This is a genomic window from Erythrobacter sp. RANMB8, assembly GCF_056848235.1.
In genome coordinates this window covers 1-20,907 of the sequence record NZ_JBREHG010000018.1, presented here as the reverse complement: position 1 = coordinate 20,907, position 20,907 = coordinate 1, and the positions used below count along the sequence as shown (strand labels likewise).

At 65.3% G+C, this 20,907-nt stretch carries 17 protein-coding genes; 7 read left to right on the top strand and 10 right to left on the bottom strand.

Annotated elements, in window-relative coordinates:
- The first annotated feature begins 5 nt into the window (after window positions 1-5).
- The 4 genes from prmC (at window position 6) to metK (ending at window position 4,720) form a co-directional block, all read left to right on the top strand.
- Window positions 6-827, top strand: coding sequence for a peptide chain release factor N(5)-glutamine methyltransferase (gene prmC / locus ACU0AG_RS15300; protein WP_482783148.1), 822 nt, complete (start codon window positions 6-8; stop codon window positions 825-827).
- A gap of 252 nt (window positions 828-1,079) precedes the next feature.
- Window positions 1,080-1,790: a DUF4167 domain-containing protein gene (locus tag ACU0AG_RS15295; protein ID WP_482783147.1), complete on the top strand. Its 711-nt coding sequence runs from the start codon at window positions 1,080-1,082 to the stop codon at window positions 1,788-1,790.
- A 5-nt stretch (window positions 1,791-1,795) separates the two neighbouring features.
- Complete coding sequence (gene lnt, locus ACU0AG_RS15290; protein ID WP_482783146.1) at window positions 1,796-3,412, top strand: apolipoprotein N-acyltransferase; 1,617 nt, start codon at window positions 1,796-1,798, stop codon at window positions 3,410-3,412.
- 96 nt (window positions 3,413-3,508) lie between these two features.
- Complete coding sequence (gene metK / locus ACU0AG_RS15285) at window positions 3,509-4,720, top strand: methionine adenosyltransferase (RefSeq protein ID WP_482783145.1); 1,212 nt, start codon at window positions 3,509-3,511, stop codon at window positions 4,718-4,720.
- A gap of 26 nt (window positions 4,721-4,746) precedes the next feature.
- Here the strand turns inward: metK and ACU0AG_RS15280 are convergent, their stop codons facing one another.
- The 8 genes from ACU0AG_RS15280 to ACU0AG_RS15245 form a co-directional block, all read right to left on the bottom strand.
- Window positions 4,747-5,166, bottom strand: a complete 420-nt coding sequence (locus ACU0AG_RS15280; RefSeq protein WP_482783144.1) for a hypothetical protein — start codon at window positions 5,164-5,166, stop codon at window positions 4,747-4,749.
- A 58-nt stretch (window positions 5,167-5,224) separates the two neighbouring features.
- Window positions 5,225-5,623 (bottom strand): hypothetical protein, encoded by a 399-nt coding sequence (locus ACU0AG_RS15275; protein WP_482783143.1) that lies wholly within the window; start codon window positions 5,621-5,623, stop codon window positions 5,225-5,227.
- A 74-nt stretch (window positions 5,624-5,697) separates the two neighbouring features.
- Window positions 5,698-6,240: a GbsR/MarR family transcriptional regulator gene (locus tag ACU0AG_RS15270; protein ID WP_482783142.1), complete on the bottom strand. Its 543-nt coding sequence runs from the start codon at window positions 6,238-6,240 to the stop codon at window positions 5,698-5,700.
- Window positions 6,241-6,326: 86 nt separating this feature from the next.
- Window positions 6,327-7,478, bottom strand: coding sequence for a CaiB/BaiF CoA transferase family protein (locus tag ACU0AG_RS15265; protein ID WP_482783141.1), 1,152 nt, complete (start codon window positions 7,476-7,478; stop codon window positions 6,327-6,329).
- Between the two features lie 3 nt (window positions 7,479-7,481).
- On the bottom strand, window positions 7,482-8,369 hold the full coding sequence (locus tag ACU0AG_RS15260; protein WP_482783140.1) for an alpha/beta hydrolase: 888 nt from the start codon (window positions 8,367-8,369) through the stop codon (window positions 7,482-7,484).
- Window positions 8,369-9,019 carry a 3-oxoacid CoA-transferase subunit B gene (locus ACU0AG_RS15255; protein WP_482783139.1) on the bottom strand — a complete coding sequence of 217 codons (651 nt, stop codon included), beginning with the start codon at window positions 9,017-9,019 and terminating at the stop codon, window positions 8,369-8,371. The genes ACU0AG_RS15260 and ACU0AG_RS15255 overlap by 1 nt, the downstream gene beginning before the upstream one ends.
- A gap of 5 nt (window positions 9,020-9,024) precedes the next feature.
- Complete coding sequence (locus ACU0AG_RS15250; protein ID WP_482783138.1) at window positions 9,025-10,170, bottom strand: hypothetical protein; 1,146 nt, start codon at window positions 10,168-10,170, stop codon at window positions 9,025-9,027.
- A complete protein-coding gene (locus ACU0AG_RS15245; RefSeq protein WP_482783137.1) occupies window positions 10,167-10,889 on the bottom strand; it encodes a CoA transferase subunit A in 723 nt (240 codons plus the stop codon). The genes ACU0AG_RS15250 and ACU0AG_RS15245 overlap by 4 nt, the downstream gene beginning before the upstream one ends.
- A gap of 508 nt (window positions 10,890-11,397) precedes the next feature.
- On the opposite strand from ACU0AG_RS15245, the gene ACU0AG_RS15240 reads away from it, so the two are divergent.
- Complete coding sequence (locus tag ACU0AG_RS15240; RefSeq protein WP_482783136.1) at window positions 11,398-13,704, top strand: CDC48 family AAA ATPase; 2,307 nt, start codon at window positions 11,398-11,400, stop codon at window positions 13,702-13,704.
- A 117-nt stretch (window positions 13,705-13,821) separates the two neighbouring features.
- On the opposite strand, the gene polA is transcribed toward ACU0AG_RS15240, so the two are convergent.
- Window positions 13,822-16,689, bottom strand: coding sequence for a DNA polymerase I (polA, locus tag ACU0AG_RS15235; RefSeq protein WP_482783135.1), 2,868 nt, complete (start codon window positions 16,687-16,689; stop codon window positions 13,822-13,824).
- Between the two features lie 221 nt (window positions 16,690-16,910).
- Between polA and ACU0AG_RS15230 the strand changes: the two genes are divergently transcribed.
- The gene (locus ACU0AG_RS15230; protein WP_482783134.1) at window positions 16,911-17,186 is read left to right on the top strand and encodes a hypothetical protein; all 276 of its coding nucleotides are present in this window, start codon (window positions 16,911-16,913) and stop codon (window positions 17,184-17,186) included.
- Window positions 17,187-17,287: 101 nt separating this feature from the next.
- On the opposite strand, the gene ACU0AG_RS15225 is transcribed toward ACU0AG_RS15230, so the two are convergent.
- Window positions 17,288-18,319: a serine hydrolase gene (locus ACU0AG_RS15225; RefSeq protein WP_482783133.1), complete on the bottom strand. Its 1,032-nt coding sequence runs from the start codon at window positions 18,317-18,319 to the stop codon at window positions 17,288-17,290.
- A 261-nt stretch (window positions 18,320-18,580) separates the two neighbouring features.
- On the opposite strand from ACU0AG_RS15225, the gene ACU0AG_RS15220 reads away from it, so the two are divergent.
- Window positions 18,581-20,863, top strand: a complete 2,283-nt coding sequence (locus ACU0AG_RS15220; protein ID WP_482783132.1) for a DUF305 domain-containing protein — start codon at window positions 18,581-18,583, stop codon at window positions 20,861-20,863.
- Window positions 20,864-20,907: the final 44 nt, after the last annotated feature.

The following is a 20,907-nucleotide window of genomic DNA, read 5'->3' as shown; positions in this document are numbered from 1 at the left end:
GCCGAGTGACCGCAGGCGAAGCCATCCGTGCTGCCGCCGAGGCTCTCGCGCCGGTCAGCGATACTGCAAGGCTGGATGCCGAATTGCTCATGGCTCACCTGTTCGGCGTCACCCGTTCCGAACTGCTGCTTCGCCATATGCGCGATCCGGAGCCTGCGGGCTTTGCCGCGCTGGTCGAGCGGCGCGCTCTGCACGAGCCGGTAGCCTATATTACAGGGCGGCAGGAGTTTTACGGCCTGCCCTTCATCGTAACCCCGGCAACGCTGATTCCGCGGGCCGACAGCGAAACGCTGGTCGAGGCGGCGCTGGCGGCCAAGCCCGATGCTGCCCGCGTGCTCGATCTTGGCACGGGATCTGGTGCATTGTTGCTGGCCGTCCTTGCCTATCTGCGCGAGGCGGAAGGCGTGGGAATTGACCGCTCGGCCGCGGCGATTGCGGTGGCGCAGCGCAATGCCGAGCAGCTGGGACTGCGCCCGCAGGCGCATTTTCGTGAAGGCGACTGGCACAAGCCGGAGTGGGCGGATGGTCTGGGCACTTTCGACCTGATCCTGTGCAACCCTCCCTATGTCGAAGCAGACGCCGCGCTGGACGTGCAGGTTCGCGACTTCGAACCTGCCACAGCGCTGTTTGCCGGCCCCGAGGGGCTCGACGATTATCAGGTCCTGATCCCGCAGCTGGGAGGCCTGCTTGCGCCCGGCGGCCTTGTGGTTTTCGAGATCGGACACCGGCAGGGCGATGCCGTGACAGCGATGGCGACAGCGGCCGGGTTCAGCACCGAATTGCGCCGCGACCTCGGCGGGCGGCCCCGCGCCCTGGTGTTGCGGTGAGCAAAATCGTTGCGGGGCTTGGCAAAGGGCTTTGGCATCGCTACCTCCCGAATCAGGCCGGATGATTTGCGAAGGGCGCAAATCGCTGGGCCAAGCTCCTGAACTTAGCTGATACGGCCGTCAGGGCACGTCCCCGGCCATGGCAGCGCGGAGCGCGCCGCAGGCATTGGCAAGCCCGATGCTGCTGCGCTGGAACAAGGGGTCTGTTGACCGCGTTTATTGCGCCAGGTCGCTGATTAAGGAACACTTTCCTTGAATAACAACAACCGGAACAACCGTCGCCGCGGGCGCGGTAACCGCAATCAGGGCGGCAACGGCAGTCAGCTCAACCGGATCGACAGCCGGGCGCGGGGCAATGCTCCGCAGATGCTCGACAAGTACAAGAAGCTTGCGCAGGACGCCCAGCACAATGGCGACCGCGTGCAGATGGAATACTATCTGCAATTTGCTGACCACTATTTCCGGGTGATCGCTGATAACAAGGCGCGTCAGGACGAACAGCGCGGTTCCGGTGGCCAGGGGCGCCGTGACGAACGCGAACAGGCCGAAGATTACGGCGACGACGATCTCGATTTCGACCGTGGCCGTCGCAGCGAGCAGTCAAGCCGCTCGCGCTATGACCAGCAGGACAATGCACCGCGTGCCGACCTTGAGGAAGGCGAAGCCGGGCAGGAAGGCGAATCCTTCCTTCCTTCCGACCGTGACGACGATCGTGCAGAGCCACAGCCGCGCCAGAACAATGCCCGTCGCCAGCAGCGCAAGCCACGTGACGGTGAGCGCACCGAACGTCCGGAACGCGCCGAGCGCAGCGAGAAGCGCGCCGAAAAGCCCGCCCGGACCCGCAAGCCGCGCAAGTCTGCCGATGATGGCGTGCAGCAAGGTATCGACAGTTCGATTCTCCCGCCCTCGATCCGCGGCGATGATGCGGGCGGAGACAGCGGCGCTCTCGAAACCGTCGAGTAAGCTGCATGTGGGAGCGGCTGGCGGCGGGCCCCGCGCTGGCGCAGCGCTATCCTGCGCTGGCTGCTGTCGCGCTTGGCCTCGTCGCGGCCTGCGCCTATCCGCCGCTGCACCTGTGGCCGCTTGGCCTTGCCGCGCTGGCGGGGTTTGTCTGGCTGATCCACACCACTGACAGCTGGCGCGGCGCTCTATGGCGCGGCTGGGTGTTCGGCTGGGCGCATCTGACGCTCGCCAATAACTGGATCGCGACCGCTTTTACCCATCAGGCCAAGATGCCCGAAGCGCTGGGCTGGGCGGCGGTGCCGCTGCTGTGCATCTACCTCGCGTGGTATCCGGCCCTTGCCGCGCTGGCCGCGCATTCGCTGGCGCGGAAGCGTCCGCGGTGGGCCTTCGGGCTGGTGCTGGCGGGTGCGTGGATCGTCACCGAGTGGCTGCGCGGCTGGGTGTTCACCGGCTACCCCTGGCCGCCATTGGGGCTGATGCTGCTGGGCCCGTGGGACCGCATGGGCTGGGCTGGCCTGTTGCCGTGGACGGGAACCTATGCCCTGTCGGGCGTTGCCCTGCTGCTGGCGAGCTTGGTGCTGTGGGCAGCGTTGGCGCGGCGAAAGGTGCTCGCCATTGCGGGTCTCGCCATCATCGTGGCGGGGATGGTTCTGCCCCTGCACGGACGTCCGATCAAACCGCCCCTGAAAGGCATCAACTACACCCTCGTCCAGCCGCACATTCCGCAATCCGAAATCAACGACGGATCGAAATTCGAGGAGCAGTTCGCCCGGATTGCTGCGCTGACCAGCGCGGGGCGCAACGGGTCGCGGGTGGTGCTGTGGCCCGAAAGCGCGATCCCCGATTACCTTGAGGACGGCTACCCCGAACGCTTCTACCAGCAGATGACCGCAGGGGCTGACCCTGTCTTCGCCCGCAAGCGGATCGGCAGGGTGATCGGCCCGCAATCGACCTTGTTGACGGGTGTGGTCAACCTCGACATCGGCACTCGCGCCGATGGTTCGCGGGGGGCACTCAGCGCCCGCAATTCGGTGATCGCGATGAACGGTGAGGGCGCGATCACCGCGACCTATGCCAAGGCACACCTTGTTCCTTACGGCGAATATCTGCCGATGCGGCCGCTGCTGGAGCCGCTCGGCCTGTCGCGATTGGTCGCCGGCACCATCGATTACGAACCCGGCCCCGGCCCGCGCACGATCGACCTTGGCGAACATGGCAAGGCAGGCATCCAGATCTGTTACGAGATCGTCTTTTCCGGCCATGTGGTCGATCCCGCCAACCGCCCGGATTACATCTTCAACCCGTCCAACGATGGCTGGTTCGGTCGCTGGGGCCCGCCGCAGCATCTGGCACAGGCGCGGATGCGCGCGGCCGAGGAAGGCCTGCCGGTGCTGCGTTCGACCACCACCGGGATCAGCGCCGTTATCCACGCCAATGGTGTGGTCGACGAGACGATCGCGATGGGCAAGGCTGACGCGATCGAAGGCATTGTGCCGCACGCGCTGCCGCCGACGCTGTTTGCGCAGTGGGGCCACACCCTGACGCTGGCATGGGCTGCACTGTTCATCGTGCTGGGTCTGGCTTTGCCGAGAGTGCTTGCACTGCTCCCCGCGCGCCGCTAGGGCGGAGGCGAGCAGTCGGACATAAAGGTTTCCTTATATCTCTATAAGGTTCCGCAGCCGGCGCAATTCCGCACTTTCACACCCCCGGGGGAATTCATGCGCACCAGTTACCTCTTCACCTCCGAAAGCGTTTCCGAAGGCCACCCCGACAAGGTTTCGGACCAGATTTCCGATGCCATCGTCGACCTGTTCCTGTCGAAAGACCCCGAAGCGCGCATCGCCTGCGAAACCCTGACCACCACCCAGCTGGTGGTGCTGGCGGGCGAAATCCGCTGCAAGGGCGTGTTCGAGAATGGCGAATGGGCTCCCGGCGCCAAGGAAGAGATCGAGCAGGTCGTCCGCAACACCGTGAAGCGCATCGGCTATGAACAGGACGGCTTCCACTGGGAGAAGCTGGAGTTCATCAACCGCCTGCATGGCCAGTCCGCCCACATCGCGCAGGGCGTCGATGCCAAGGAAAACAAGGACGAAGGCGCGGGCGATCAGGGCATCATGTTCGGTTACGCCACCGACGAGACCCCCGGCTACATGCCCGCCACGCTCTATTACAGCCACAAGATCCTCGAGCGCATGGCAGCGGACCGCCACTCGGGCGCAGCGCCTTTCCTTGAGCCTGACGCCAAGAGTCAGGTGACGCTGCGTTACGAAGGCTCGCTGCCAGTGGCCGCGACTGCCATCGTCGTCTCGACCCAGCACAAGGCCGGTTACGACGAGAACGATCCCGCCAAGCAGGCCGAGCTGGAAGCCTATGTGAAGAAGGTCGTGGCAGACGTGATCCCCCCGGTTCTCCTGCGCGAGACCGAGTATTTCATCAACCCCACCGGCAGCTTCGAAATTGGCGGCCCCGATGGCGATGCTGGCCTCACCGGCCGCAAGATCATCGTCGACACCTATGGCGGCGCGGCTCCGCATGGCGGCGGCGCGTTCAGCGGCAAGGACCCGACCAAGGTTGACCGCTCGGCTGCCTACATCACCCGCTACCTTGCCAAGAACGTGGTCGCTGCGGGCCTTGCCACGCGCTGCACCATCCAGATCGCCTATGCGATTGGCGTGTCAAAGCCGCTGTCGCTTTATGTCGATACGCACGAAACCGGCACTGTGGGCGATGACAAGATCGAGCAGGCGATCCTCGGTATCGCCAAGCTGGGCGGTCTGACCCCGCGCTCGATCCGCACGCACCTTGGCCTCAACAAGCCGATCTACCAGCCGACCGCAGCCTATGGCCACTTCGGCCGCAAGGCGGAAGGCGACTTCTTCCCGTGGGAACGGCTCGATCTGGTCGATGATCTCAAGGCCGCGCTGGCCTGATTGATGGCGCGAGGCGCCGGGCCGGTTCAACGGTTCAGCGCCTCGCGCCACCGGCCCCAGCTGGTGCCGGTGACAAGGCCTGCAAAGGCACCGGGCAAGGCGAAGAACAGGATTTCCGCCCCGATCTCTCCGCCCATCATCGCAACCACCATGACTGGCACCAGCGCGCCAAGCGCCAGCCCGGCAAGCGCATAGGTGCCACCATCCTCGCGCTGTCGCTCGCTGAGAAAAAAGGTCAGCGGCAGGCCAAACAGCACCGCCGATCCCAGCACCATCGCGCCTGACAGGGCAAGCGGCCAGACGAGCAGGATCGCGATGTCGCCAAGGCTGCCATCGTCCTTGAATTCGATTGCCATCGGCACGAACAGCACCGCCAGATAGGGCGCAGCCCCTGCCAGCGTGCCCCAGCCGACGGCGCGGGCGAAGGCGGTCAGTCCGTTGATCATCGCTCTTTCCTTCCGATACGGGGGAGCGGGCGGCACGGTCGCCGCCCGCCATCCGTGATTACGCCTCGTTCGCGATTGGCCGGGCATTGGCGGCCCATTGCTCCTCGCGGAACCACGCGCCGACCTTACGGCCGAACTTGGCGATCGCATTCATGTTGAAGAAGTGCATCGCGCCCAGCACCAGCACCGCGACCCCGACCTTGCCCGAAAGGTAGCGGATCGCTTCCGGCAGGCTTTCAGGCGGCTTGCCGAATTGCAGCGCCAGCAGGATGAAGCCGAGGTTGACCAGATAGAAGCCGACCACCAGCAGATGATTGGTCGAACGGGCCAGCACCTCGTCATGGCCGAAGCAGTCGATCAGAAACACCTCGCCATTCGAAGAAAGGGTGCGCGCCACCCAGATGGTCAGCGCGATGCTGATGGCAAGATAGGCGAGATAGCTCAGGGATTCATGCATCGATACCTCCTGTTGTTTCTGTAAAAACCGAAAGAAAAGGGCAAGCGGACAGGGCGTGCGGGTGTTCTCCTTTGTCAGTTGCGGGATTTGCCGGGGATCAGGCGGGCGACCTTGCCGCCCAGCTTCATCAGCGTGACCAGCGTCGATTTGGGCAGGCCGCGCACATCGTCATACCAGTGCGCCAGCGTGCCGATGAATTCGTGCATCCGTCCGATGCGCTCGGCGACATGGGGCGGCACGTCGCTGCGCCCCTCCATATCGGCGCTCAGCTGGCGCAGCGCGGCGATGGTCGGGTCGATCTCGCGCTTCTTGCGCTCGGTGACGATCCTGACGAGCATTTCCCACAGGTCGGTCTCGGCCACAAAATGGTCGCGCCGGTCGCCTTCGACATGGGTGCGACGGACGATGCCGTAGGATTGCAGTTCCTTGACGCCGGTCGACACGTTCGAGCGGGCGAGGCCAAGTGTTTCGCAGATCTCCTCCGCATGGAGCGGGCGATCGCTGAGATAGAGCAGCGCGTGGATCTGCGCGACCGAGCGGTTGACCCCCCAATGCGTGCCCATTTCCCCCCAGTGGAGGATGAAGGATCGCGCTTCGGGAATATCAAAGACTCGCATGTCACCATTCATTTCTGTAAAAACAGAAATAACTGATGGCGACGTTAGGTCAAGCGATTTTCTTGCGGACGTCTGGCGGCCTCTGCCTAGCCGTGTTCGCCGTGGATCGGCGAGGGGCGGTCCAGCGCTAGGTCGGCATCGGAAAAGGTGAAGGGGCTGCGCACCCCGGCCATCCCGCCAAGTTCCACCCGCATCCCGCGTGCGATTACCTGCGGATCGGCAAAAACCTCGTCCAGCCGGTTGATCGGGCCTGCAGGAACGCCGGCGGCGTGGCAGGCATCGAGCAGGGCCTGCTTGGTCCAGCCAGCCGCCGCCTCGGCGATTTCCGCGTCAAGCGCGCGGGCGTTGGCGGTGCGATCGCCGTTGGTGACAAAGCGCGGATCATCGCACAGTTCGCTGCGCCCCAGCACCGCCATCAGCTTGTGAAACAAGCCGTCATTGGCAGGCGCCAGGATCACGTGCCCGTCGCTCACCGCGAACACTCCATAGGGCGCGACCTGCGCGTGGGCGTTGCCCATCCGCGGCGGGTTGTGCCCGGTGGTGAAGAAATAGGTCGCCTGATTGGCAAGCAGGCCGACCGAACAATCGAGCAGGCTCATATCGACCTGCTGCCCTTTGCCCGTGCGCGCCCGCATCAGCAGCGCCGCCTGAACGCCGTTGGCAGCCCAGACCCCTGTGGCGAGGTCGCTGATCGAAATGCCCATCTTGACCGGATGCCCCTCCGGCTCGCCGGTCAGCGACATGAGGCCGCTCATGCCCTGCGCGACGAAATCATATCCCGCCTCGTGGGCGCGCGGGCCGGTCTGCCCGAAGCCGGTGATCGAGCAATAGACAAGGCCGGGGTTTCCGGCCGAAAGGCTGGCATAATCGAGGCCGAATTTGGCGAGGCTGCCGGTCTTGAAGTTCTCGATCACCACATCCGCATCGGCGCACAGGGCCTCGACCCGTGCCAGATCCTCCGCCTTGCCAAAATCCGCGATGATCGAGCGTTTGCCACGATTGCAGGCGTGGTAATAGGCCGCCTCGCGGTGGACTGTGCCGCTCGCATCGGTGCGCTCGACCCAGGGCGGGCCCCACAGCCGCGTGCCATCGCCTTCCGGGCTTTCGACCTTGATCACATCCGCGCCGAGATCAGCCAGAATCTGCCCGCAGAATGGCCCCGCCAGCACCCGCGCGAGTTCCACCACCTTGAGACCCGCAAGCGGGGCGTTGGGGTTGCGGGGTTGGGCCAGCCACATCGCCTATTCCCCCAGGTGGCGCTTCAGGAAAGCTGTGCTGTCTGCCAGCACCGGGCCCTTGGCCCTGAACGGCACCGAGAGCGCCATGACGATTTCCTCATGGTCGAGCGGGCCGTAATTTGTCACCTCCACCGGCGCGCCAAGCTCGCGCAGCCTTGCGCCGAGGTTGTTGGCATTGCGGGGCCGCACGGTTTCGTCACCGTCCGAGGTCACCAGCAGCAGCGGCGGTGCGTCGGTCCGGGCAAAGGTGATCGGCTGGGTCTCCTCCGGGCGCGGCCACTGGCTGAACGCCGCGATCGAGCGCGGGCTGTCGAAGGGGTAGAAATCATAGGGGCCGGACAGACCGACGGCTGCCTTCACTTTCGCGGGATCGGCCCCGGCCGCAACCAGCCGTTTGCTGTCCAGCGCCAGCATCACGGCTTCGTAGGCGCCTGCCGAATGGCCCATGAAGGCCATCCGCTCCGGATCGCCCCCATATTGCGCGATGTTGTCCTGCACCCAGCGCACCGCCTGTGCGCCGTCATCGAGAAAGGCAGGGAAGTGGACGTCCGGCACCTTGCGATAGTCCGGAATGACCACAAGGAATCCCTTCCGCGCCAGCGCCCGTCCGGCAAAGGCATAGGACGTGCGGTCGCCCTTGGCCCATCCGCCGCCGTACCAGAAGATCACCACCGGCAGCTTGCCGTCTGCGGGCATGGCATTGGGTGCCCAGATGTCGAGGCTCTGGCCGTGACTGCCGAACAGCACGCCCTCGGCCGCAGGATACGTCCCTTCGCGTCCGCCCCAGGCGCGGTCGTAATAGGACAGCAGCCGCGGCGGAGAGACGAAGGCCAGAATCCCTCCTGCTAACGCCGCCAGTGCCACAACGCCAAGCGCGAGCGCACGCAGCATCACACCACGTAATGCGCGGTGGTGGTTGCGGCGATGTCGGCCTCGGTCACGCCGGGCGCCATCTCGATCAGGCGGAAGGGCGAGGCGTGATCGGGCCGCTGGAATACGGCGAGATTGGTGATCACCATGTCCACCACGCCCGCTCCGGTCAGCGGCAGAGTGCATTGCGGGATGAACTTCGGGGTCCCGTCCTTGGCGGTGTGGTCCATCACCACGATGATCTTCTTGACGCCCGCGACCAGATCCATCGCGCCGCCCATGCCCTTGATCATCTTGCCCGGGATCATCCAGTTCGCAATATCGCCGTTCTCGGCCACTTCCATCGCGCCCAGCACGGTAAGGTCAATATGCCCGCCGCGGATCATGCCGAAGCTGGTCGCGCTGTCGAAATAGGCGCTGTGCGGCAATTCGCTGATGGTCTGCTTGCCGGCATTGATCAGATCGGCGTCGACCTCGTCATCATAGGGGAACGGACCGATGCCGAGCATCCCGTTCTCGCTCTGCAAGGTCACCAGCATCCCTTCGGGAATGTGGTTGGCGACCAGCGTCGGAATGCCGATGCCGAGGTTGACGTAATATCCGTCCTTCAGCTCGCGTGCGGCGCGCGCGGCCATTTCATCGCGGGTCCAGCCCTGCGGTAGCGTGCTCATGCCTGTTATTGCCCTTTTGTGCCCAGCAGCGGTTCGATCAGGAACCAGCCGTCGCCGATCAGCGGTTCCAGCCCCACGCCTGCTTCGGGGCTGCGGAGATATCTGTAGCGTTCGTCGAAATCGGCTCGCTCGTCGCCTGCGATGGCGACGATGCAGGTGATTCCGGCGAGGTTTTCCCGGCGCTTCTGCTTGCTGTCATCGCCCCCGCGGCTGAGCGAGATGATGTCCTGCCCGCGCGGGTCGAGGCCCGACTGTTCAAGCGCGGTGCGCAGCGCGCCCGACTGGTTGACCGGCAGGTCGGTCAGCCACGCAATCTCCACACCCGCTTCGCGCAGGATCGCAAGGCCAAGCGCAAGGCCTGTCTGCTTGGCAGGGTTGGCGGGCGGAGCGAAGACCCCGCCCTTGGGATCGAGATCGATCAGCGCCACCGGCTGTTCGCCCACGGCGCAGCGCCGACGCTGGCCGTCCAGCGCCACCGGATCGCTCAGCATCGCCGAAAGCAGGTCCGCACCGCTTTTGGCACCATTGGCCGATGCCTGCCCGTAACGCACGAAGCGCGCAAAGCCCAACTGGTCGCCGGGAATGGGATTGGCCGGATCGGGATAGGGCACGGGTGCTGCAGCTTGCGGCGCCGGAGCGGGGGCGGGTGCGGGAACAGCCGCCGCGGCAACGGCCACTGGCGGCGCCGGGCGCTGGGCCGGGAGTGTGACAGGCGCGGGCTGCGGGGCTGGCACTGCTGCCGGAGCCGCGATCACCGGTGCCGGCGCGGGCGTCCGGACCGCCGTTGCCACCGGTGCAGGCGGGACCGCAATCGCCGGTGCCGTCGCCGGAACTGTCACAACGGACGGAGCGGGAGCAGGCGGCGGCGTTACTGACGCAGGGGCAGGTGCAGGGGCCGCGACGGGCGCTGCCGCGACCGTGACGGTCGGGTTTTGGACCGCGGCGGGCGGCTTTGGTGCGGGCGCTGCCGCAACTGCCGCCGGAGTGGCTTCCGGTGCCGGGCGCACATCATTCTTGCCGCCCTTGCCATCCACCCGCGTGCCGACCACGGCAGAACCTGCCAGCGCCGGAATCGCCACCGCGACGCAGCCTGACAAGGATGTCCCCGCCAATGCCAGCAAGGGCAGAATTGCAAGCCTGCGATTGATCATACCGCCTCCCTCTCACGCACGGTTCTGAACTCGATCTTCTTGTCATAGGGCGCGCCGCAGACGATGCGGTTAACATAGACGCCGGGCAAATGGATCTGGTCGGGATCAAGGCTTCCGGCCGGGACCACTTCCTCGACCTCGGCCACGCACACCTTGCCGCATGTCGCCGCCGGCAGGTTGAAGTTGCGGGAAGTCTTGCGGAAGATGATGTTGCCGGTGGTGTCCGCCTTCCACGCCTTGATGATCGAAAGGTCGGCGAAGATGCCCTGTTCAAGGATATAGGTCTGCATCACCCCGTCGCGGTCAGGGAACTGCTTGTGCTCCTTGCCCTTGGCGACTTCGGTGCCGACACCGGTGCGGGTATAGAAGCCCGGAATACCGGCACCTCCGGCGCGCATCCGTTCCGCAAGGGTGCCCTGCGGGCAGAATTCGACCTCCAGCTCGCCGGAAAGATACTGCCGTTCGAACTCCTTGTTCTCGCCGACATAGGAGCTGATCATTTTCCGCACCTGCCGCGTGCGCAGCAGCTTGCCGATGCCTTCGTTGTCGATCCCGGCATTGTTGCTGGCAAAGGTAAGGCCGGTCACGCCGCTGTCGCGGATCGCATCGAGCAGCCTTTCAGGAATGCCGCACAGACCAAAGCCACCGGCGGCGATCAGCATGTCGTTCCTGAGGATGCCTTCAAGCGCGGCGGTGGCATCGGGGTAAATCTTGCTCATTGTGATGACCTGCTCGCTCATGCATCGGGCACGCGAATGCCGTCTGCGGAATGTCACGAAGGCTGATTAGAGGCTTGCGGGCGCGCTGTCACGCCTTGCGAGTCGCCAAGGTGAATCAACTTTCATGTTGCGATGCAGCAAGCAATTTTCCGCCGAATTTTTGCCTGCATTTCGGGCATCTGCTCAAAAAATTCGCAGTTCCATGCAAGCTTTCGTATAAAAATACATCAAATCAACCCATAATTGCATATTATGCAACTCGCTATGTAGCTTTCGCACTTGCACAAAGGTTTGCACTGCTGCATATGCGAAGTGCCTTTCAGGCATCCTCTCCCAAACTTTTCAAGCCCGGCCCAGTGCCGGGCTTTTTTTCTGCCCGGCGTATTTCCGTCGCGTGCCGGGCCTTTTGCGCGCCTGCCAGCGGTCCTCCCCGGGGCTGTGCGATTGCATTCGGGTTTGCCGGTTCCTAGCTATCGGTTCGAGAGAACCAGCAAGACAGGGACTTCCCATGGCCGACGCCGAAACCGCTACGCCCAGCCGCACTGCCCGGTTGCAGGTCGCGCCTGCCCGGCAGGAGGAATCGGGGCAGGGCATCGCCCGTATGCCGCGCTCGGCCTTCCAGAAGCTCGGCATTACCGAAGGCGATGTGGTCGAGATCAAGGGCAAGCGCACCACTGCCGCGATCGCGATGGCGGCCTATCCCGAAGATGACGCGCTCGATGTGGTGCGGCTCGACGGGCTCCAGCGGGGCAATGCCGAGGCCGGATCGGGTGAGCATGTCGAGATCACCCGCGGCGAATCGCGCCCTGCCACCCGCGTCGTCTTTGCTCCGGCCCAGCGCGACATGCGGCTTCAGGGGCCGACCCAGGCGTTGAAGCGCAACTTCTTCCGCCGCCCGCTGGTGGCTGGCGATCTGGTCGCCACCACCGGCCAGCAGCCGGTGCAGAACATGCCGGCCGATGTTCGCCAGCTGTTGCGCGCGCCAGCCTATGCCCTGACCCAGATCAGGCTCACCGTCGCCTCGACCAGCCCCAAGGGCATCGTCCATATCGACGAGAACACCGAGGTCGAACTGCGCGCCGAATTCGAGGAAGCGCGCGATGCCCGGGCGGTGGTCAATTATGACGATGTCGGCGGGATGGAGGAGACCATCCGGGCCCTGCGCGAGATGGTGGAGCTGCCGCTGCGCTATCCGGAACTGTTCATCCGCCTCGGTGTGGAGCCGCCCAAGGGTGTGCTGCTCCACGGTCCGCCGGGCACCGGCAAGACCCGTCTGGCGCAGGCGGTGGCGAACGAATCCGACGCGGAATTCTTCACCATCAACGGCCCGGAAATCATGGGTTCGGGCTATGGCGAATCGGAAAAACGCCTGCGCGAAGTGTTCGAGGAGGCAAGCCGCGCTTCCCCTGCGATCATCTTCATCGACGAGATCGACTCGATCGCCCCCAAGCGCACGCAGGTGCCGGGGGAGGCGGAAAAGCGGCTTGTCGCCCAGCTGCTGACCCTGATGGACGGGCTGGAAAAGCGCGCCAATCTGGTCGTCATCGCCGCCACCAACCGGCCCGATGCGATCGACGAGGCGCTGCGCCGTCCCGGCCGGTTCGACCGCGAGATCGTGATCGGCGTGCCCGACCAGCGCGGGCGGCGCGAGATTCTGGGCATTCACACCCGCGGAATGCCGATGGATGCGACCATCGATCTGGATGAGCTCGCCCGCGTCACCCACGGCTTTGTCGGGGCGGATATCGCCGCGCTGGCCCGCGAGGCCGCGATCGAGGCGGTGCGGCGGATCATGCCGCGGCTCGACCTGGATGAGCGCACGATTCCGCCCGATGTGCTCGACGATCTGTTCGTGTGCCGCGACGATTTCCTCGCTGCATTGAAGCGCATCCAGCCCTCGGCCATGCGCGAGGTGATGGTGCAGGTGCCGAACATCGGCTGGGCCGATATCGGCGGGGTCGGCGATGCCATCGACAAGCTGAAAGAAGGGATCGAACTGCCGCTGAAGAATGCCGAGGCGTTCCGGCGGCTCGGCATCCGTCCGGCCAAGGGCTTCCTGCTCTATGGCCCGCCCGGCACCGGCAAGACCCTGCTGGCCAAGGCGGTGGCGAAGGAGGCCGAGGCCAATTTCATCTCGATGAAATCCAGCGATCTCTTGTCCAAATGGTATGGCGAGAGCGAACAGCAGATCGCCCGCCTGTTCGCCCGCGCCCGCGCCGTGGCACCCTGCGTGGTGTTCATCGACGAGATCGACAGCCTCGTTCCCGCACGCGGCAGCGGGCAGGGCGAACCGCAGGTTACCGGGCGTGTGGTCAACACAATCCTTGCCGAGATGGACGGGCTGGAGGAGCTGCAATCGGTGATCGTGATCGGCGCGACCAATCGCCCGGCGCTGGTCGATCCGGCGCTGCTGCGTCCAGGCCGGTTTGACGAGCTGGTTTATGTCGGCACCCCGGACAAGGCGGGGCGCGAGCATATCCTCGGCATTCACACCGCGAAGATGCCGCTGGCCGACGATGTCGATCTGGCCTCGCTCGCCGCGCGGGCCGAGCGGTTTACCGGCGCCGATCTCGAAGACCTCGTGCGCCGCGCCGGGCTGGGCGCGCTGCGGCGGGCGGGGGGCGATGTCACCGCAGTCGCAGCGCAGGATTTCGAGGCGGCGCTGAAAGACTCGCGTGCCACCGTCACGCCGGAGATGGAGGCTGAATACCAGAAAATGCGCGGCGAGCTGAAAAAGCGCGCTGCCGCGGTGCAGCCGATCGGCTTCCTCTCACCCGATATGCTGACCCCGACGCGGGAAAAGAAGCACGATTGAAGCCACGCCGGTGTTCGCAGAATGTTTCACGTGAAACATTGCTGCGGCACCGGCAAAAACACCCCCAAAAGGGGTCTAAACAGGGTCTAGAGGGGGTCTGGACGGACCTAGAACGGCCTAGTGTGCTGCATCCCAGCTCAGCCCGGTGCCGATTTCGACCCCCAGCGGCACGCTGAGTTCCACCGCCGGAAGCGCGGCTTCGGCCATCACCTGCCGGATGATCGGGGTGGCCGCTTCGACACGCGCTTCGGGCAGTTCGAACACCAGTTCGTCGTGGACCTGCAACAGCATCCGCACATCGTGCAGCCCCGCTTGTTCCAGCGCCGGCAGCATCCGCACCATGGCGCGTTTGATGATGTCCGCGCTGGTGCCCTGAATCGGCGCGTTGATCGCGGCGCGTTCGCTGCCCTGCCGTTCGGCCTGGTTCTTGGAATTGATCCGCGGGAACCATGTCTTGCGCCCGAACAGCGTCTCCGAATAGCCCTGCGCCCGCACGCTTTCGAGCGTTTCGTGGATATAGCGCTGGATGCCGGGGAAGCGCTGGAAATAGGTGTCGATCATCGCCTGCGCCTCGTCCGGCTCGACCTCCAGCCGCGCCGCCAGACCCCAGCGCGAAATGCCGTAGAGGATCGCGAAGTTGATCGTTTTGGCCCGGGCACGGGTATCGCGCGTCACCTCGCCGAACATCTCCCTGGCGGTGCGGGCGTGGATGTCCTCGCCGTGGGCGAAGGCTTCCTTCAGCGTATCGACCCCGGCCATATGCGCGGCCAGCCGCAGTTCGATCTGCGAATAGTCCGCCGCGAGCAGCACATTGCCCGGTTCGGGCACGAAAGCCTCGCGGATTTGCCGGCCGATGGCGGTGCGGATCGGGATGTTCTGGAGGTTCGGATCGGTCGAGGACAAGCGCCCCGTCTGCGCGCCGACCAGCGAATAGCTTGTGTGGACGCGCCCCGTTGCCGGATTGATCGCTTCCTGCAAGGCATCGGTATAGGTCGATTTGAGCTTCGCCAGCTGGCGCCATTCCAGCACCAGCCGCGCAACGCCCGCACCTTCTGCGGCGAGCTTTTCCAGCACCGAAACATCGGTGGAATATTGCCCGCTCTTGCCCTTTTTCCCGCCCTTGTAGCCCAGCTTGTCGAACAGGATTTCGCCCAGCTGCTTGGGGCTGCCGACGGTGAATTCCTGTCCGGCGGCGGCGTGGATTTCGCCTTCCAGCCGGGCGATCTCGCCTGCAAATTCCTCTGACAGCTTTGCAAGGCGGGCGCGGTCCACCCTGATGCCTTCGCGCTCCATCCGGGCGACGACGGGGATCAGCGGGCGGTCCACGCACTCGTAAACCCGCGTGCCGCCCTCGATGGCGAGCCGGGGTTTGAGGTGCGCGTGCAGCCGCCAGGTGACATCGGCATCTTCGGCCGCATAGGCGGTGGCGCGATCCAGCGCGACCTCGCCAAAGCTGATCGCCTTCTTGCCGGTGCCGCACACATCCTTGAAGGCGATGGGCGTATGGCCAAGGTGGCGCTGCGCCAGCTCGTCCATCCCGTGGCCGCCCCCCATGCCGTCCTCGCCGCGCCCCGCGTCGAGCGCGAAGCTGATCACCATGGTATCGTCGATCGGGGCGACCGCGATGCCGTGGCGGGCGAGCACGTTGAGATCATACTTGCCGTTCTGGAAGACTTTCAGAACCGCATCGTCTTCCAGCAGCGGCTTGAGCGCGGCGATGGCATCGGCGAGCGGCACCTGCTGCGGCTTCTGCGCGAACATGTCGTCGCTGCCCCCGCCGATGTTGTGATGGCCAAGCGGGATGTAGCAGGCATCATTGGGGCCAAGCGCGAGGCTGACCCCGACCAGATCGGCGCGGATCGCATCCAGCGATGTCGTCTCGGTATCCACCGCCACCAGCCGCGCCGCTGTGGCGCGCTGGACCCAGTGTTCGAGCCGTTCGAGCGTCTGCACCGTTTCATAGGCGCTGTGGTCGACCGGGGGCATGTCGGGCAGCGGCTGGCGGTTGCCTTCGGCGCTGTCCTTGCCGTTGGCGCCGGCGGTGCTGGGCTTGGGCGGGTTGAGGTCGGTCGGGCGCGAGGGGCTGCCGCGTCCGGCATCGAGCCGCCGCAGCAGCGAAGTGAAGCCGTGGGTTTCCAGGAAGGCCGCCAACGGTTCGGGCGGGACGGGGCCGAGCTTCATTGCCTCGATCGGCTGCGGCAGGTCGCAATCCTCTTTCAGCGTGACGAGGATCTTGCTGAGTTCGGCATCCTCGCGCCCTTCGATCAGGCGCTCTTTCAGCTTGGAAGGCTTCATCGCGGGCGCGGCATCGAGCGCGGCGGTGAGCGAGCCGTGTTCGGCGATCAGCTTGGATGCGGTCTTGGGGCCGATGCCGAAGATGCCCGGCACATTGTCCACCGCATCGCCCATCAGCGCCAGCACATCGCCGACCAGATCGGGGCCGACGCCGAATTTCTCCTCGACCTCCTCCAGCCAGATGCGCTGGTTCTTCATGGTGTCGAGCATGTCGATGCGGGCCGGGCCGTGGGGGCCATCGACCTCGCCGATCAGCTGCATCAGGTCCTTGTCGGAACTGACGATGGTGACGTCCCAGCCCATCGCTTGCGCGGCGCGGGCGTAGGATGCGATCAGATCGTCCGCCTCCAGCCCCGGCACTTCGATGCAGGGCAGGCTGAAGGCGCGGGTGGCGTCGCGGATCAGCGGGAATTGCGGGACGAGGTCTTCGGGCGGTTCGGGCCGGTTGGCCTTGTAATGTTCGTAGATGTCATTGCGGAAAGAGACTCCGCTGGCATCGAGAATCACGGCAAGGTGCGTCGGCCCGTCGGCCTCGTCGAGATCGGCGGCGAGCTTCCACAGCATGGTGGTATAGCCATAGACCGCGCCCACCGGCGTGCCTTCGGGATTGGTCAGCGGCGGCAGCCGGTGATAGGCCCGGAAGATGTAGGACGAGCCATCGACGAGATAGAGGTGCTGCTTTTCTGCCATGCCGCCTGCTAGCACCGGGCAGGCACGCGGGGTAGCCGGTTTGCGCAGGGTGGCGTGGCCAATTGTGGCGGGAATAAGGCAAAATTCGGGCAGGGCGCCTTAATTCGCTTGCGCTGCCCCAATCTTGCCATTATTTGAGGCCTCGAACCGGGGATCAAAGCCGGTCTCGACGCTCTCCCCTTCCGGGAGGCGTGACATTCGCTGAAGAAGGATTTCACATTATGCGCAAGATCATCCTCGCTGCCGCCATCGCCACCTCGGCTCTGGGCCTCGCCGCTTGCTCGGGCGAAACCGCCACCGAAACCGAAGAAGCTGCCGACGCCATGGCTGCTGACGCCGAAGCCAACGCCGACGCCGCTGTCGACGCTGCCGCCGAAGCCACCGACGCTGCTGCTGAAGCCACCACCGAAGCTGCTGACGCCGCTGCCGCGACCGCGACCGAAGCTGCTGACGCTGCTGCCGCGACCGCCGAAGCTGCGACCGCTGCTGCCGAGTAATCGGATGTGAACCGCGCCGCTTCAGGCGGTGCGGTCATACGCAAAGGGCGGTGCCGCAAGGCGCCGCCCTTTTTGTTTGTGCGATCCGCTGAAGACCGGCCTCAGCCGCCGGTGCCGTATGGCGCGCTGGCCCAGTTGCGCACCGGGCTTTGCTGGGCGCGCACGGCGAAACCATCATACAGCGCGCGGGCAATCGCGGCGATGCGTTCTTCGCGCGCGGCCTTGGTGCCTTGCCCCGTGACATAGATCGCCACCGCGATCACGCGGCCATCGGGGCATTCGATCAGCCCGACATCGCTCGACGTGTTGTTGAGCGATCCGGTCTTGTGGCTGACCCGCGCTTCCAGCGGGATGTGCGCCGGGATGCGGCGCTTGCCCGTCACCGTGCGGCTCATCGCGCCGAGCAGCACCTGACGGCTCTGGTCGGACAGGAACTCGCCGCGATAGATGCCTGCCAGCAGCCGCACCATCGCGCGCGGGGTGGCGGCATCGCGGGGGTCGATGTGGTGCGCGGGATTGTACTCGCCATCGTCACGCACCAGCGTCGCGATATCGCGGTTGATGCTGAAATCACTGATGCCCTTGCGGCGCATCCAGTCGTTCACGACGCCCGGCCCGCCCACGGCTGCCAGCAGCGCATCGGTCGCCGGATTGCTCGACCGCGAGATCATGATCTCGATCAGGTCGATCGCAGGCATATACTGCCCCGCCCGCACCGGCGCCTTGGCCGAAGAGAACTTCGCCGACGCCACCGGCAGCATCAGCGGAAATTCCGAGGTCAGGGAATAGCGCCCCTGTTCCACCATTTCGAGATAGGCCGCCGCGACCGCGACCTTGCTGGTGGAGGCCATCGGGAACAGCTGGTCGCCCAGCACCATCACCTCCTCGCCCGTGGCAAGGTCGATCGCGGCCACGCCGATGCGGCCCTGCGCAGGGTTGGCAAGCTCGGCAATCCGCGCCTCGAAGCTGGAGGCATAGATTGCATCAAAGCTCTGGGGTGTGCGCACCTGGGTGCCGAAGGTGCTGTCGAAGGTCGCCTGCAATTCGTCGCTGCGCGCTGCCGCGGGCGAGGAAAGCGCCGCCAGAGCAGCGGCAAATCCGGTCGCAAGGGCAAGAAAGCGGGGGCGTGCCATGGGGTGAAACTACTCCAACAGGGTTTCGGCGACCTTAACGATGGACAATAGCCACGCCCGATTCGCCGCGACAAGGCCTCATGTTGCCGCCTGCGATGAACGGAGGCGACACCGCGACAGGGGCGCTGGAAGCGGGTGATTCGCCGCTGCTCGACTGGCAATGCAGGTTCGTCGAAAGCGGTCTTGCGGGGGTGTGCGCGGGCTTGACTGCCCCGGCGATCAGGGCAGTTTACCGGTCAAGCATCCATTCAAGGGGACATCATGACCACCACTGCCTCGCTCCGCGCCACGCGCCTTGCCGCCTCCGCCCTGCTGCTGTCCGCATCCGGCATCGCCTTTGCCCAAAGCGCGCAGATCGTGCAGCCCGGCGCGCCGGGGCAGGCGAGCAAGGTGCTGACCGCCGATCAGGCGATCAAGCTGGCGCAGGCGAGCTACACGCCTGCCGATGTCACCTTCATGCAGCACATGATCGTGCACCACCAACAGGCGCTCGACATGGCGGTGCTGGTGAAGGAGCGCACCAATACCGAAGAACTGCTGGCGATCGCGGGCCGCATCGAAGCCTCGCAGGCCGATGAAATCGCCTTCATGAAAAACTGGCTGGCCGAACGCGGCGAGCCTGCCGCCGATCCCAAGCTGAAGGGCCATGACGCCCACCTGCACCACATGATGGCAGGCATGGCCTCGCCCGAGGATATGGCCGCGCTGGCCGCCGCCAAGGGCATCGATTTTGACCGCCAGTTCCTGACCCTGATGATCGCCCACCACGAAGGCGCGGTGGAGATGGTCGAAAAGCTGCTGGATGAAGACGGCACCGCCGCCGATCCGGTGCTCTACCGCTTCGTCGGCGATATCGAGAGCGAGCAGACCGGCGAGATCGAGCGGATGGACAAGCTGCTGGCCGGCCTGTCCGAAGACCCGCGCACCGGCCTTGCCGCCGGATTCGACAATGCGGGCGAAGCGATCTGGAACCTCACCAAGGTCGCCAGCCTGCGCAAGCCCGCAGGCTTCTTCAACCCCGAAAACCCTGCCGATCTGCGCCCGCCGGTCGCCCCGAAAAAGCCCAAGGAGGAGGCTAAGCCTGCCGAAGCCACCCCGGCCGCAGCCACGCCTGCCGCAGTCGCACCGGCCGCCGCCGCGACCCCCGAACGCGGCGAGGAGGAAAGCCTCACCCAGTTTGCCGAACGCTCGCCCCTGCTCGATTTCGCCAATACCGACATCGCCTTTTTCGACGATGTGATGGTCGCCGGGTCCTATCACGGGTTCAACATCTACAAGCTGGGGGCCGACGGCGTGCCCAGCCTGATGAGCAGCGTGGTGTGCCCCGGCGGGCAGGGCGATGTCTCGGTGGTCGGCAATCTGCTGGTGATGAGCGTCGAACAGACCCGCGGGCGCGTGGATTGCGGGCTGGAAGGCGCGCCGGGCAAGGTCAGCACCGAGCGGTTCCGCGGCCTGCGCATCTTCGACATTTCCGATCTTGCCCGTCCGGTGCAGGTCGGCGGGGTGCAGACTTGCCGCGGCAGCCACACCCATTCGATCGTCAGCGCCGATGCCACGCGCCTGATCGTCTACAATTCCGGCACGGCGGGCATCCGCGAGACCGAGGAACTGCCGGGCTGCATCAGCGGCCGTCCGGGCGATACCCGCACCGCGCTGTTTTCGGTCGATGTGATCGAAATTCCGGTAAAGGACCCGTCCAAGGCGCGCATCGTCAAGAGCCCGCGCGTGTTCGCCGATACCGAAACCGGCGAGATCGCGGGCCTGTGGCGCGGCGGCGATCACGGCGATGGCACGCAGCGCACCGCGCCCACCGATCACTGCCATGATATCACCGTGTTCCCGGCGCTGAAGATCGCGGCGGGGGCCTGTTCGGGCAACGGCATCCTGTTCGACATTGCCGATCCGCTGAACCCCAAGCGCATCGACGCGGTGACCGATACCGGCTTTGCCTACTGGCATTCGGCCACTTTCAACAATGATGGCACCAAGGTGATCTTCACCGACGAATGGGGCGGCGGCGGGCGTCCGCGCTGCAAGGCGTCCGATCCCAAGACCTGGGGCGCCAACGCGGTCTATGACATCGTCGATGGCAAGCTGGTGTTCCGCGCGCACTACAAGATGCCCGCACCGCAGACCGACAAGGAAAACTGCGTCGCGCACAACGGCTCGATCATTCCGGTGCCGGGCCGCGATCTGTTCGCGCAGGCGTGGTATCAGGGCGGCCTCAGCGTGATGGACTTCACCGACAGCGCCAACCCCAAGGAAATCGCCTATTTCGATCGCGGCCCGATCGATACCAAGCAGCTGGTGCTGGGCGGTTACTGGTCGACCTACTGGTACAAGGGCCACATCTACGGCACCGAAATCAGCCGCGGGATCGATGTCTTCGCGCTCCAGCCGAGCGAGTTCCTGACCGAGGCCGAAATCGCCGCCGCCAAGGCCGCCACCTATGAAGGCGGGCGCTTCAACCCGCAGACCCAGACCCGCGTGACATGGGACAAGGCGGCAATCGAAGCCGCCGAGGCCAGCCGCAAGGGCGGGTAAGAGGGCTTTGTTATAGGCCACCTTCGGTGGCGCAGATGTCCCTG